The organism is Rhodanobacter sp. FW021-MT20, assembly GCF_041107475.1.
In the GTDB taxonomy this organism is placed as follows: Bacteria; Pseudomonadota; Gammaproteobacteria; order Xanthomonadales; family Rhodanobacteraceae; genus Rhodanobacter_A; species Rhodanobacter_A glycinis.
Genome location: NZ_JBGBPX010000013.1, coordinates 114,207 through 128,065 on the forward strand (window position 1 = coordinate 114,207; position 13,859 = coordinate 128,065).

14 protein-coding genes are annotated in these 13,859 nt (G+C 59.9%); 5 read left to right on the plus strand and 9 right to left on the minus strand.

Going from position 1 to position 13,859, the window contains the following annotated elements; genetic code table 11:
* Positions 1 to 135: 135 nt before the first annotated feature.
* The 5 genes from AB7849_RS14085 to AB7849_RS14105 form a co-directional block, all read right to left on the minus strand.
* Positions 136 to 1,119, minus strand: coding sequence for an ATP-binding protein (locus AB7849_RS14085; protein ID WP_369501190.1), 984 nt, complete (start codon positions 1,117 to 1,119; stop codon positions 136 to 138).
* A gap of 79 nt (positions 1,120 to 1,198) precedes the next feature.
* Positions 1,199 to 3,070, minus strand: a complete 1,872-nt coding sequence (locus tag AB7849_RS14090) for a hypothetical protein (protein WP_008214328.1) — start codon at positions 3,068 to 3,070, stop codon at positions 1,199 to 1,201.
* Positions 3,071 to 3,432: 362 nt separating this feature from the next.
* Positions 3,433 to 4,158: a hypothetical protein gene (locus AB7849_RS14095; RefSeq protein WP_369501191.1), complete on the minus strand. Its 726-nt coding sequence runs from the start codon at positions 4,156 to 4,158 to the stop codon at positions 3,433 to 3,435.
* A 110-nt stretch (positions 4,159 to 4,268) separates the two neighbouring features.
* Positions 4,269 to 4,520: a hypothetical protein gene (locus AB7849_RS14100; protein ID WP_008214324.1), complete on the minus strand. Its 252-nt coding sequence runs from the start codon at positions 4,518 to 4,520 to the stop codon at positions 4,269 to 4,271.
* Positions 4,521 to 4,921: 401 nt separating this feature from the next.
* Positions 4,922 to 5,182, minus strand: coding sequence for a hypothetical protein (locus AB7849_RS14105; protein ID WP_008214322.1), 261 nt, complete (start codon positions 5,180 to 5,182; stop codon positions 4,922 to 4,924).
* A 169-nt stretch (positions 5,183 to 5,351) separates the two neighbouring features.
* Between AB7849_RS14105 and AB7849_RS14110 the strand changes: the two genes are divergently transcribed.
* On the plus strand, positions 5,352 to 6,416 hold the full coding sequence (locus AB7849_RS14110; protein WP_157618172.1) for a hypothetical protein: 1,065 nt from the start codon (positions 5,352 to 5,354) through the stop codon (positions 6,414 to 6,416).
* Between the two features lie 135 nt (positions 6,417 to 6,551).
* Here the strand turns inward: AB7849_RS14110 and AB7849_RS14115 are convergent, their stop codons facing one another.
* Positions 6,552 to 7,625 carry an IS5 family transposase gene (locus AB7849_RS14115; protein ID WP_008214318.1) on the minus strand — a complete coding sequence of 358 codons (1,074 nt, stop codon included), beginning with the start codon at positions 7,623 to 7,625 and terminating at the stop codon, positions 6,552 to 6,554.
* 231 nt (positions 7,626 to 7,856) lie between these two features.
* Positions 7,857 to 8,189: a helix-turn-helix domain-containing protein gene (locus AB7849_RS14120; protein WP_037101404.1), complete on the minus strand. Its 333-nt coding sequence runs from the start codon at positions 8,187 to 8,189 to the stop codon at positions 7,857 to 7,859.
* Between the two features lie 127 nt (positions 8,190 to 8,316).
* On the opposite strand from AB7849_RS14120, the gene AB7849_RS14125 reads away from it, so the two are divergent.
* The 3 genes from AB7849_RS14125 (at position 8,317) to AB7849_RS14135 (ending at position 9,978) form a co-directional block, all read left to right on the plus strand.
* Positions 8,317 to 8,682: a hypothetical protein gene (locus AB7849_RS14125; protein ID WP_008214313.1), complete on the plus strand. Its 366-nt coding sequence runs from the start codon at positions 8,317 to 8,319 to the stop codon at positions 8,680 to 8,682.
* Between the two features lie 135 nt (positions 8,683 to 8,817).
* Positions 8,818 to 9,561 carry an SseB family protein gene (locus tag AB7849_RS14130; protein ID WP_237711893.1) on the plus strand — a complete coding sequence of 248 codons (744 nt, stop codon included), beginning with the start codon at positions 8,818 to 8,820 and terminating at the stop codon, positions 9,559 to 9,561.
* Positions 9,562 to 9,654: 93 nt separating this feature from the next.
* Positions 9,655 to 9,978: a BPSL0761 family protein gene (locus tag AB7849_RS14135; protein WP_081491827.1), complete on the plus strand. Its 324-nt coding sequence runs from the start codon at positions 9,655 to 9,657 to the stop codon at positions 9,976 to 9,978.
* A gap of 408 nt (positions 9,979 to 10,386) precedes the next feature.
* Here AB7849_RS14135 and AB7849_RS14140 read toward each other — a convergent pair whose 3' ends face one another.
* Together AB7849_RS14140 and AB7849_RS14145 are read right to left on the minus strand one after the other, a co-directional pair.
* The gene (locus AB7849_RS14140) at positions 10,387 to 11,604 is read right to left on the minus strand and encodes a patatin-like phospholipase family protein (RefSeq protein WP_369501192.1); all 1,218 of its coding nucleotides are present in this window, start codon (positions 11,602 to 11,604) and stop codon (positions 10,387 to 10,389) included.
* Between the two features lie 501 nt (positions 11,605 to 12,105).
* Positions 12,106 to 12,807, minus strand: coding sequence for a TetR/AcrR family transcriptional regulator (locus tag AB7849_RS14145; RefSeq protein WP_037101450.1), 702 nt, complete (start codon positions 12,805 to 12,807; stop codon positions 12,106 to 12,108).
* Between the two features lie 243 nt (positions 12,808 to 13,050).
* Here AB7849_RS14145 and AB7849_RS14150 point away from each other — a divergent pair, with 243 nt between their 5' ends.
* Positions 13,051 to 13,809 carry a TolC family protein gene (locus AB7849_RS14150; RefSeq protein ID WP_369501193.1) on the plus strand — a complete coding sequence of 253 codons (759 nt, stop codon included), beginning with the start codon at positions 13,051 to 13,053 and terminating at the stop codon, positions 13,807 to 13,809.
* Positions 13,810 to 13,859: the final 50 nt, after the last annotated feature.

Below are 13,859 nucleotides of genomic sequence, written 5' to 3' on the forward strand. Positions count from 1 at the left end.
CCTTCGGCTCAAGGCAAGACAGGCGACAGATCCGAAACGCTATCCCGAAGCCCGAAATGTAGGGAAATGGCTCCAGCTCCACGCCGAGCAATTCGGGCCGTTCCACCCGATACGAAAGGATGTCCCGCCACGCGTTCATGCCGCCTCACCGGTAACAAGCAGATTCGCGCGGACAAACTCGAGGCGGAGATACCCGCTCACCCGGATGGCCTGTTCGATTTGCTGTGCGGTGAACTCCTGGAAGTTTGGGGTTGTCGGCGCAACGTGCGCGAGCAGGTGTTTAACCACGCCGGTAAAAGTCGACATCGGCCATGCATCGCTCGGGGTGAGGTTGGCCTCGGCACGGATTCTCGCCACCACTTCCATCATCAACGGTGCTTGACTCGCAAGCGTCCAGCCGTTGTCAAAGGCCTCACAGGCGAAATACCGTGAGTACGGCATATCAGCAGCTGGCCAGCAGACTGATCGATCATAGCGATCGAGCGCGTGCGTGATCTCTGCGATGCCGACGAGCGGCGAAAAGGGGTGCGTCCCCATGAACCACCGACGCAACATGTGGCTTGGGTATTCAGACCAATCGTCGCGTACGTCGACACCCGACGCATCGCTCTGCTTGAAGAACACGATGAACAGGCGAAGTCTGGCGTCGGTCAATTGTTCGTCAACATCGGCGAGATAGTCGAACTCTGCACGCGTGATGCGTTGCGCGTTGTCGATAAACATCACCATGAGGTCCTGTTCGGCCTGACCACAGCGCGTTTTGACGAAGTTGATCAGGCGATCCTTCCCCTTGCAGGGTGAGAGGCGGTCGGTATTAGTGAGACGAAGCCCGTTGGTGATCGCCGTGTAGAACGCGCCATCGCTGCGTCGGTTGCCGCTCGGCATGATCAATCGTGACGCCACGCCGATCGGACTGCGGTGCTCGTCGACGAGCCATCGCGAGGCGTGATCGGTGAGATACTGCTGCGCACTCGTCTTGCCAAGGCCGCCGCCGCCGAAGAATGACGCGCCGTGGTGATCGTTTTCGATATGTCCAAGGATGAAGTTCGCCACGGCCTCGGTGGGCTTGGTGTAGATCTGGAACCCGTTCGGAACAAGGATGGGGTGCTTTTTTTCCATGGGATGCTCCAGGTAAACGCGGTACACAGCCCATCGCGACGTGCAATGGGCCGGGTGAGGGGAGCTGCACGCAGGCGCGCTAGGAATCGCGCATGTTATCCATGCTGATCCAGCCGCGCGTCGGTGCTCGCATGGGCGTACTCATGAGTGAGTGCCGACTAGAAGGCGATGGCGACTTGGGATGCTGCTGCTGGATGTAGGCCAACTGGTCCGCGGCTTGCTGCGACGTGCGCGCGTTTGCACGAAGGAAGTTGACGTACGCGGTCACGGCGCACTCCACCCCTTTGAGACTCAGGCCGCCTTCTTGTTTACTCCATTGGTGAATCAGCGTCCGCGTTGTCTCGTCATGACGTGTCTGATCCCAGGGGGGCGCGGCGCGCAACACCCCGATGGGCTGACTGGCGGTGCGGTACACGATCAAGGTCCGTAGGTCGTTCCGATGAATGCGTGCAAGTAGTGTTTTCCCGACGAGCTCCCACCGACCATCGAGTTCAGGACTGCGATAGCGGACGTAGGCATAGTTCACGTGGGGGAGGGTGCCTGTTTTTTTGTTGCCGACGACCTTCAGGGCAACGACGATGCTGTTCATGTCTGCCGCGCACTGTGAAGCGTCGCTCGGCTGATACAGACAGATGTCTCGTCTGGCGCGTTGCTGCAAGAACTGCAGTGGACTGAGATCACCGAGTGCGGGATGGGGTGTCGCGTTGTAGTTGGCGACGGCCACATCGATAAATTCCTCCAAGAGGTGAAGCTGTATCGGATGGTCCTTGGGCGAGAAGTCGCTGATGCGAACCTTGTCCTCGTCCAGCCTGGTGGCGGGCTCGAAGCCACCTGGAAGCATGCGGAATGCCCCCTTTTCCATACGTGAGTTCAGCTGCTCAACGATGGGGCGCGAGCGCGGCTGGTGCGGGCGCCCCAGCGTGAAAATGCCGTCATGCGCGCGACAAAACGCGTCTTCGACTTTCCAGGAATGATGTCCTTTGTGGTTGTCCAGCGCGACCATCAAGGGTCGTGAGAACCCGAGCGGCTCCGGCAACGCGCTGGGCATCCCTGCGCCCGGCGCATAGTGCAGTTCCGGAATGATGAGATCACGTGGCGTCCATTTCTGAAGGCTGTCCGCCATGGTCTGGGTGACGTCTTGGTTGTTGTAGTTGCGCCCGACGCGGAGAACCCATGAAAGAATGGCGCGCGACTCTGTTTCGACCTCCGGGATCCACCAAAGTGCGGTCACGGGGCGGGTTACAGTGCTGCCGTTGGGCCCTGGGACCTGCAGTTCCGCCTCGATGTCGATACGGTGGCCATCCAGCTCCGCGCGATCGAAGATCTCGCCACGGAAGATGTCGGCCAACCTCGAGGAATGCGGACTTTCGTCCGAGAACGCATCCGGCATCGGGGCTGTCTCGATGCGCCGGTTGCGGAGGTAGCGAAGTAGCGCCCGCTTGCCTTTGTCCGGTCGGTTCAAGGGATAGAAGTCGTGGAGATCCTTCCTCGTCAGTTCCTTGACGAGTTTCTTGTGGAGCTCGAGAAACTTCCGGGGAATCTGACCTGACGGCAACGGCGTGCTAAATCCATGCACCCATTCTTTAATCTGGGGCTGGGCAGCCAACATCGCCGCCATGGCATGGGGACCTGCCTTGATGGGCATCGCGCCGCCGTTGACCGCCTCTTCCTTGGAATAGCTTCCCCAGGGCACGCAGACGCGATAGCCGAAGGGGCGCCCATCCAGGGCCAACTTCGGGGCGCGATCGACCATCGAGCGCAGCCGTTTGCGACACAGCTTCGACTCACGAGCGGCCACCGTAAGGTTGACTTCACCCAAGCAGACGGCGCGCAGGGCCTGGCATTTCGCCAGATAGCGCTCGCGGTGCTCAAGCGCAACGGTTTCCAGTGGGGGCTGATACCACGATGCCACTTCGGTTTCGCTGCAAAGAGCCAGTTTTTCACGAGACATGACCTACCTCCATTGTGTAAAGGCAAACGAGGCCATCGCGCCGTTCTGGGGCGCGTGTGTTTTCAGGGTGGCGTCAACGACGCCCCGGGTTCCTGACGATGAGCGAGATCTCCGAGGCCTCGGGGAGATATCGGCCCGTAGCGCTCCGCGTGTACGGTTTTGCCTATCCGGCCGGTGATCTGCTTGGCGAGTCGCTACCACCCCCGTTGGCTGACGTGCCAGGGCCCGTCGAGTCGTAGTGTTCGCAACGTTGATGCATGGTGAGGGTGTTTTTGAACAGGGACAGCTGTTGGGGCGGCACCTCGAAGGGGGCAGGAGGTTGTTCGCCGCGGAGGGGTGTTGTGGTGGCGGTGAGTGGCTGACTAGGCATGGACTTCCTCCAATATCGAATCGAGGCTGAGTCGCCGAGTCAGGTCCAGGCGCAAGGTTCCGCTGTGTACCAGCGAGGCGGCGACAGCGAGAACTTGGTCGTGGCCAAACTGGGGGAAATAGTCGATGAGCGCGCGAAAGCTTGACCGTGGTGTGACGCCGAAATAGGCCGTGATGCCTTGGCGTATCGTCAGCCGTGAAGGAATGCGTCGAGCATACTGAACGTGCGGAAGCAATTCGAAGTACGTGCGAATCGCCGTGCTTTCCGCGAGGAGTTCTTGCTCAGTGACGTATGTAAGCGTGATGTCATGCCGCTGTGCTGCCAGCTCCATGCGCTCGCGGTCACGCATGGCAGCGCCATCACGCTTGTGACCGGGTGTCCCGATGTTTGGCACGCCCACGAGGAACCTTTCCTGACCTGTTTTCGCCCGCGTCCAGAAGGCGATGTCGATCGCGAATTTGGGAGAGACAAGGATCTTTCGTGGGCGCTCGACAAAATGCTCGATGCCTGGATCGAATTCGATCCTTAGTGCAAGCGCCAAGTGGAGGTATTCGGCGAGCTTCACCGTTCGCGAATTTTTCGGGGAATAAAAGAGGAAAATCTCCCGGGACGTTGCTTCGCCCAGCGTGAACGGGCGTGCTTGGTAGGGGAGGGTGTGGTTGTGGTGTTGATGTGCTTTTTCTTCAACCTCAACGGTGGCGCTGCGTCCAGCACTCATGAGTCGGATCCTCGCGTTTAGTGGCACCGAAGTACTCCCGACGCGTCGACGTGTCGGGAGCAACAAGAGCGAAGCCGATGGAGAACGAACATCAAGCTGTAGCTTGGGGTCTAGTTGACCTGGGGCTGTGCCACCATCCGGGGCCGAATGCGGTGTTCGCGAGGTGCCGGCCTCAACCTGTAGCTCAGCACCTCATAAGTGATCGGATCGACCGTCGCGTCGAGCAAGTACTGGCGTCCACGAATCCACACGGATCGCGCGGAATGGATGGCATCGAGGAGGTCCAGGTCGGCGTCATTGGTGGGCAGGAGGTAGCACAGCAGGGCGCCGACAGCGACCTGCTCATGATGATTCGGGTGCATTGTTCGATTCCTTCTGGGTTGATGGCTTCTTGACAAACAACCTGAAGTGCGCAACGCTGCGTGTGCAAGCTCGCAGTTGTTCGCTCAAGCCCCCGTTCACAGCGGGGGCTTCCGCATTTCAGGGACATGTAACTCTTACGGTGACAGAGTCCGTGCCGCTCGATACTAAGTGCCGCTCCTGCGACGACGCCCCAAGAGGCGAAGCTGGTGCAACGCTAGCTCTACTTGGCCGTTGAACTCACCGGGAGGTGATCTTTGCTGGGGTGAATCTCGGTGTTTGGATATCGCGTGGTCGATTTTCTCCTCTTCTGCCGGGAATGGGGGGCAAACCGTTAGCTACTGCGCGACCAATACGAGGAATGAGGTGCCGTGGTATCCATCCGCAATCCACCTGGCCGGTTTTAGCTGAGCGCCGGAAACTCGGCTCCTTGCCGCAGCTTGGCCAGCCACGCAGCCACGTCTTTGGTCAGCGCGAATTTGCCGCGTCGGTGCTCCACCGCGAAGACCGGCACGGGCACGGTACCGCGGGCAATCGCTTGCCGCAGCGCCTCAACGCTCGGGTAGCCCAGTGCCGAGCGCAAATCGTCGCCACACAGGAGCGGCGCTCCATAGCGGGCCAGCAGATTACGTTCGAGGAGATCAGCCAGGGAGGATGTCGTCATGAATCGTGGTCACAGTGGGTCACGTCGTGACACATGCTAGAGTCGCAGCCTCCTCCTCGGTAGCCGGCAAATCAAGGGCTTTGTTTTACTCTATATTTCGGCGTAACCCATTGAACTTGCGGGTATGTGGTGGTGGCCCACATGCCATTTGGGCCACCGGAGGATGAGCATGCGTCGAACCCGAAATCCCCAGAGGCGAACCATCGACGGGCAGCGCGTGCGCGTGTGGTACGGCTGGCTATGTCGATTTTCGGGAAGCCTCACGGCCTATAGGCTGGAGAAGCAACTGGTGCCAGAAGGATTCGCCCGTGCGGCCGACGGTACCTTGTCGCACCGCAATCGTATGATCCGCTACCGAGACGGCAAGCACGTACCCCGGCCCACTCTCGTGGAGCGGGCCGAGGCATTGTTCCCTGGAGGGCGCGCATTGCTGGAACATCCCTACTGGGAAATTCTTGACCCCGATCGGAACGTGTCCGCCTGTGCAGATGAATGGTTGGCTCGTCTAGGTGTCGACGTGCAGCGCATCCTATTCATGCCAAGACGCTCAGTTGTTGATTTTCGACCAGCTCGCCGCACGCTTACGAGCGTACCGTTGCGGTATTTGGAAGATCTGGGAACCTTCGAAGCACTGGCCGCCACCGCTCTGCTCGTGCGGGAAGCGCTGCACGCAGGTGATGCGCGATGCGCGCGTCGTTGTGCCGTCACTTTCTGGCGGCTGTTGCTCGTGATCAGCTCGTCGCTCCCGTTCTACGACGTGCTGCTTAACATGGCCAAACTGGCGGACGAGGCGCTTCTCCACCGAGTGGTTTACCGCGGTGAACAGGTCTCACTCACCTCTGTGGCCATTTGGAACTACGAAACCGTGTTGGATCGCTACTGCCTGGTCCAGCAGATGGACAGCACCTTGAAGCCAGGGCACGTCAGCTGGGTAAAGGCGCGCTTGTCGATGATCCGTGGTGACAAAGGCATCGACCTGCAATGGGCGTTTCGATTGCCCGTGGTGGCTACATCGGCCCTTCAGGCCGATCCGGAAAGGCATGCGCGCTACTTGCGGGAACAAACGGTTCGGCAAATGGCGTTCGATTATTGCTCTACCGACTTATGGCAACGCCGATCCTTTGTGGACGACATGATGGCTTTCTTTAAGGATCCCGAAGGGCGTTGGCCCTGCGGTCGATACGGCTTTGGGCCACCTAGCGTTGTGAGGTTGATCGGTATGTCGGGGCCCTAACAGGCTGTTGAAAAGCGCCCTTGCCTATGAGGGCGCCCCCGATCGATGTCCATTTTCGCTCGCGACGGCATGATGGCCTGACCGATTTCAGGCTGGGTGCGGCGCTTTCGTCGCCGCACCCAGCCTGACTCATCCTCAGGTGCCTCCTGCAGCCAGCAGGTTGCGCATCCTGACCAGGTTCCACCCCATCATGGTCAGCTGGAACAACGCATGGACTCGCGCTTTGCCACGCTGTTTGACTTGCCGGATCGTGCCGATCACCTTGCCCCAACCGAACGGCTCTTCCACACGTTTGCGCTTGCGCTGGCTGACGGCATAACCCGCATGCCGACGGGTGCGTTGGTCGATCGCACTGCCTTTGTCCTTGGCCGCGACATGGGCGGTGATGCGCAACGCGCGGCACTTCGTGACGAACGACTTCACGTCATAACCCTTGTCCGCGCCCACCGTCTTGCGACGCTTGCCGGGCAACGATTCCAGTAGTTCCAACGCGGTGTCGCGCTCGGCCGTACCGGTGGCGTGACTGACGTGCGCCCGCACCACCAGCCCGTGGCGGTTCTCCACCACGGTATGCCCCTGATAGCACAGCACCGCCGCGGTGTTGGCTGACTTGCGATACAGCCGGGCGTCCGGATCGGTGGTTGACGCGTGCGTGTCGTTCTTGCGCTGCTCGCCATGGAAGTCGCGTTCCCGGTTGCGGCCGATGTCGCCCGGGCCGTCGTCCTTCGGGCGGAAGCTCTTGTGCGAAGCCCATGCCTGGATCAGCGTGCCATCCACGCTGAAATGATCCGTGGACAACAAGTCGCGCTGCTCGGCCAGGCGCACCACTTCGGCGAACAGTTCCGGAATCACCGCATGCTCCAGCAAGCGGTCGCGATTCTTGCTGAAGGTCGAGTGGTTCCATACCGCATCGTCGATGCTCAGCCCGACAAACCAACGGAACAGCAGGTTGTAATGCACTTGCTCGACCAGCTGCCGTTCGCTGCGAATGCTGTACAGCACCTGCAGAAGTTGGGCGCGCAGCAAGCGTTCCGGCGGAATCGACTCGCGCCCGCCTTCGGCGTACGCCGTATCGAGTAGCGGCGAGATGCGCTTGAGCGCGGCGTCGAACAGCGCACGGATCGGCCGGATCGGATGATCGGCGGGAACGAAGCTTTCCAGGTGCACCGTCGTGAACAGCGATTCTTGCATCACATCCGCACCGCGCATGAAAACTCCGATCTCGATATCGTCCGCAAAGGCTACCAAGATCGCGCCGCGATGCGGGAGAATTTCAACAGCCTGCTAAGTGCGGATTCCGGTCGACCGATACCGCGATCGCCTTCTCGATGCTTCGGCGCGCCCAACGCTGACTGTTGTAGGAGTCGGGAAGTAGGTGCCGGTTAGCTAGTGTGGCTCGCGGTCTTCACAATGCGTCTGGGGGAGCGCCGTTATGCACGCCTATGCTGACGACTTGTTAGAAGGCTCAATTTCTTTCAGAAGCCGTTCTTGCTCGGTAGCATCAAGTGAACTGAACGCTCGGATCATTCGAGCAAGCCGTTCGTTGTCGGCGTATAGGTACGCCAACGGCACGCCAAGCGCCTTTGCTAAGCGCAACGCCGTCGCTTGATCTGGGGCATGGATGTCCTGCTCGTATCGGTTGATGCGTGTGCTAGCCACAAAGGGATCCAGACCGGCAAGGATGCCCAGTTCCTTCTGGGATAGACCGGCGTCCAAGCGCGCTTGCCGTAAACGTTTGCTGACGATGGATGACGATTCACGCAGGCGAGGCATGGAATTCTCATGGACGAGGACCCCATGAGATTCGTTGCTTTGCCGCGGCACCGATACTACGATATTCGTAGTTTTATCGATAGCCCAAACGCTTGGTCACCCTACCAACCGATGGGAAGCCAGACCTATGCTCTTGCAATTGGTGTTCGAAGATCAGTGGTCCATCCCCGTGCTGATGGATGATCGGCTGCAGGAGGCACTTGGCATGCAGCGCGAGCGAGCCTGTCGCGAAGAGTGCGATCTCATGTTTGCCGAGCGCATATCAACTTGCTTTGCAAACTCGCTTGAAGAATGCCTCGACACCGACTTGCAGCTACCGACAGACAGCCAGGTGAAGTACGCCATGGACATCGCTCGCGAACTCGGGGTGTCGTTGCCTGCCGACGCGCTACGTTTCCGCGGCGCAGCTCATGAGTATATCCATCGCTTTGAGGATGCATTTCGGGCAAGCCGCGAGCGACGTCGGCGTTCGGCACACCGCTTCGGGAAATAGAACCATGAGAGTGGCCCACATATGACCCTACCTTACGAACATACTTGGGTAGTCGTTGCAACGCGGCGCTTCCTGACTGCACCGCTGACCGATTGAAGAGTTCCTGCCGAAGTTCTCTAGGAGGGTGATCGTCCTGTGGAAAAAGTGACCACAAAAGCACTTGAAAAGCTGCTTGTTACTGCACGTTCGACGCCACAGGGGCCAGACGCGGCGCGAATACAAGAGGCGGTCTTCAAGGCCCTTCTGGATGCGACTGTCTATGCACACGTGCCGATCGAGCCGGCGCCGCCCGGGCGGATGCGTTTCATTCAGTTTGTGCGCCCGGACAACGGCCAAACTGTCCTGCCGTTCTTCAGCGACCGAGCCCAAGCTGAGCAGCCACAAAGAAAGGGCGTGTCGATCGTCGCGATGTCGGGTCGGCAACTGTTCGAGTTGACTCAGGGCGCCACGCTGATGCTCAACCCGAACCTGGATATGGTGGCGTTGTACCCACCGGAGATCGTCGCTCTTTTGGAAGGTAAAGAGCTCGGCTACTTTGCGAAGCATACGTTGGAGGAAGATGTTCCCGTAGGCGCGTGCCTGCCTTCCGTTCCAACGAGTGATCTCGACCTTGCACTCCGAGGACTGTTTGAAGAAGAGCAGACGGTCAGGGCAGCATATCTGGTCGAAATTCACCGCGAAGATGAGTATGCAGAAGTATTCCTATTGGTCACGATCGTGGCCGCATCTTCTCATCATGAGCGGCTGCTTCAGCTGGTAACGCTAGCGCTGAAGATGCGTTCAACCAACCTTGAGCTGCCTCTAAGCATCTCGTTCGTGGAGCCAGGCGAGCCGCTTCCAAAGGTTTGCCACGCCGGGGTGCAGTTCTTCGGAAGATGATGGCCACGTGTCCATGGCTGGCTCTGTACCTCGCCACAGTCCACGCAGCTGCCAGGCTACGGTTTTCAAAGCAGCTTCAAACGAGGGGCGGTCATGACTACGCCAAGTGAAAGAACTAGAGCGCTCCTATGGGCAGGCGGATTTCTGATCGAGCTTGCCCGAGATGACAAGTTGCCAATCGACGTCAGAGGGAGCGCGGTTCTGATCGCACGTCACTTCCCGACGGTCGAGCAAATTTCGGCAGTGGCGTTTCCCAGACATCCGTCCGGGCTCGGTCTTGAGCTAGCTTCTCCCGATGAAGTCCCTTCTTGGATCGAAGGATGCCGCTATGGCCCTCTGCGCCACTCCACGCGACTTGCCATGCCTGAGAGGACTGAATCCGTTGGTCTCGCGAATGCCCGCGCTACGGGATGCTAGGCAAAGGGAAGGGACCTACATGCGGACATTGGGGCAAGATGATTAGGGACCGTTATCGGGAGTAGGGCAAGTATAGAGTTCGACCCGACCCGTGATAGCGAGCTCCAACGTCCATACCAGCAGATGCGGCCGAGCTCCACCCATGTTACTGGGTCGCGGCTGTAGGATTAGCGGTGGCGAGCGGCTGGCTGGCATCATCGAAGTGGGCTTACAGCACATCGACGCCTGTATCGGCGGAAACGATCGCTAAATCGTCGAAACGGGCTTCGCGCCGATGGCAGACCTGCTGGTTTACGAATGGATGGCGATTCGTTCGCAGCCCCACTGCACTTTACCGGTCATCGCTTCGACGTGGGGGTGATATCCATAGACACCTTCTATGCCAGGTAGCAAAGGGGGCTCGGCGCCTCAGGGCTGGCCCGCCAGTGGCGCCGCTGGACATGCCGGCAAATCACCTGATGCGCCCACCCTGCGCGCCCCCATGTTGCGCAGAATCGACTGCGTCGGGCTCATCCACAATAGTCCCTGTGCCGCGCAGCGCGCGGCGTAATCGAACAAAGCCTGCATGTGCTTCGGCTCGAAATCGATGAAGCTGGTTTGTGGGTAGTCCGCTGGGATCTCGGTGAGGTGGAACTGCATGCCGAGGCGTTGCGCCGCGCCAATGTTGTCGATTATCGCCTCGCGCGTCTTGTAGGTCATCTCGGCGGCGAAGGCGTTCGCGAGGATGTCGATAGTGTTGTAGCGCGTGGTCTGTGGCGTGCGTGCAAGCTGGCCGTTGACGATCATGTACAGGTGCGCGCCGCGCAGCAGCGGTAGGTCGGCTGACTGGATCCCTACGATCATCGGCATGCTGAAGACCGAGGTAGTCACGCCGCCGTCCACGTGCATCTCGTCGTACTCCCGGTTGCCGTCGCGCACGTGGATCAATACGGGTGGAAAGACACCCGGCACGCTGGCCGAGGCGATCAGTACGTCGCGAAACAACCGGCGCGCAGTGGGACCGCCGTGTTGCGCGATCTCTCCCAGGTTCCACAGCATGGTCTCGTGCTTGTCCAGGTCGGTGGTTGCCACGACCAGCCGGCGACCCTTCGCCGCCTCATGCGCCACGTCGGCGATCATCTGCGGGGTAACGAAGTGATTGACCAGCTGGAACAGCGCATTGCGATGCGGCAGCCCACGGGGCCATAGCAGCCGGGCCAAGATGGTGCGGGTCGGCGAACGCATTAGCCGCGCGATGCGCTCGCCGGTGAACGCTTCCTGCATGCGCGCATCCCAGTCTGGCCCGAGAAACGCAAAGGGCGCCAGCAACGCGCCGGCACTCGCTCCGGTGACCAGTTCGAACTGCGGGCGCGTATGCGCACGACTCATCCCGGCTAATGCGCCAGCACCGTAGGCACCGCCCGAGCCGCCGCCGGACAGTGCCAGGATGTCGACCTTGCCGCCTTTCGCCGCAGCACGCAGGCCGCCGAAGAAATTGGGTGCCGATGCAGTGAACGTGCGCAGGTCGGTGGTGACCAACCGCACGCTGGGCGGGAATCCATCAGGCAAAGCCGTGCCAATCAGCGTGGGTGGTGCTGAACGGCGCGGCGTCGTCTGGCAACCGGCCAGCGCCAGCAGTCCAAACATCAGCAGAATCGGCTTGCAACGCATCGCGCTGCTCCCGATGGCGATGAGGGTCAGCGGCAGTATGCGCCGCGATGAAGCTCACCTTCAAACACCTTCGTTCCGATGCTGCAGAGACAATGTCACAGACACTGCCGACCTGCGATTGGAAGGCTGCGCTGTATCGATTAACGGCCCCGATCGAGGGGCGCTTCCCTTAGCCGAAACGTGAACTCCGATTGCGCAAAAATCTGCTTGCGCTCGAATCGCGGGTCCAACGAAGCGATGCAGTCGAACCCCGCTCGCGCCATCTTTACGCCAAGACGGATGTTCTCGGTATGGCACATCAGGCCTTTGGCAATCGCTCGATCGATGGTGGGGAGGCGGATGCGAATGTTCGCGGTAAGTAGAACAAGCCATCGACAGGGCCTCTGCCGAAGGGGACTTGAGCGGCGACCTCGGCGTCCGGGATCGCCGAAGTCGTCCGCATACCGAGCAGGCTCAGCCCATATTCCACCAAGTGCGTCAGACTTGGCGCGCTTTGCTGTTGATCTTCTTTTGGAACGCACGAAGGAATGTAGTAACGGCTTCGTTCACCCACTGATCTCGCTGGGCTGCCGATGCCGGTGACTCTGGGTGGGTCAGGCATTGTATCTGAGCCTCACCTCGGACCATGTTCATGAATAGCGACGCCGCAGCGTCGCGACCGATGCCGCCAAGGTCCAGTTGGTCCTTCGCCATCGCAGCTTCAAGCATTTCTGAAACGATGTTGTTCATGGCACCGGGTCCGGTGAGATAGAAACGCCGGGCTAGTTCTGGAAAGCGGGGAGCTTCCGAGACAATGATCCGAAATACCGCCAGAACGTCAGGCGACAACACCATTTCCAGGTAGGTGTTCCCTATCTCTGTCAGGCTGCCCTTCAGATCCTGATCGGAGAGCCTGTGCTCGCGAGCATTCCGTATCAGCTGCTCGCATTCTGCATCGACGACTGCCCTGAATAGCGCTTCCTTGTTCGGGTAGTGGGAGTAGACCGTCGACTTCGATACGCCAGCGGCCTGCTGGATCATGTCGGTCGTGGCGAGACTAAAGCCGTTGGCCAGAAAGATCTTTCGGGCGGCGGCGAGGACCGCGCGTGCCTTGTCGGATGGAACGGCCGCAGCCTCATCCGACGCAGAGCGCGCGGGGGCAGGGGTATTCGTCGTCAGGCGCTTTGGCGAGATGGTCATGGGGCTCAGGCGGTCAGTGGCTTCGGCTCGGATCATATCAGAAACAGGCGATACCGTACCGATCGGTATGTTTATATGCGATCTCCTTGGCCGGTTTATTTGTTGGACTTTATTTTGACTGTTGACAGTACCGAACCGCTCGGTATAGTCTGTGCGCCGTTCGATTCCATTAGGGCCAGAACAATGCGACTTCAATTAGTTCGTGTACCGATGACTGCCTGGGGTACTAGGCTGGGTGCCCGCATGGGGCTGATAGCCGCCTGTGCTTTCGCCACCAGCATTGCGCTGTCCTCATGCGCCGCAATTCCAAACCTGGGGCCCGCACCCAAGCCCATGCCGGCGGAGGCATTCGCCTCCAAACAGAGCTTTGCGGCGCCCGAGAGCGATTGGCCTTCCCAGGATTGGTGGCGTGCATTTCAGGATCCTCAGCTCGACAGGCTGATGGACGAGGCCGTGGAGCAATCACCCACCATGGCGCAGGCGCAGGCACGGCTGCGGGAGGCGGTCGCTCGTACCGGCTCTGCCCGAGCGGCGCTCTTCCCCAGCATTGGTGCCAACGCCTCAGTCAACAAAGAAAAACTCAGCTACAACAGCATCATTCCCGCCGGCGCCGTACCCCGGGGTTGGAATGACCTCGCCCAAACGACGCTGGATTTCAGCTGGGAACTGGACTTCTGGGGGAAAAATCGATCGGCCCTTCGCGCCGCTGTCTCCGACGCAAAAGCAGCTGACGCCGACGCCGCCGGTGCCAAGCTGTTGCTGACGACGTCGCTCGCCGATACCTATATTCAACTGGAATATCTCTTTGACCTGCGCGACGTGACTGCAGAGACACTTCGCAATCGGCAGGACTCCGCCCGACTGGTGCAACAGCGCCTGGCCCAAGGTCTGGACGCGCAGATTTCCGTTGAGGAAGCGGCAGCAAGAGTCAACCTTGCTCAAGCTGATCTCGCCGAGGCAGACGAGCAGATAAAACGGCTCTCTCTCGATTCGTGTGGTTGACCTTTACCCGACCACCTGTTGAGCCGCATGCGTCCACGGGTTTTTCGGCA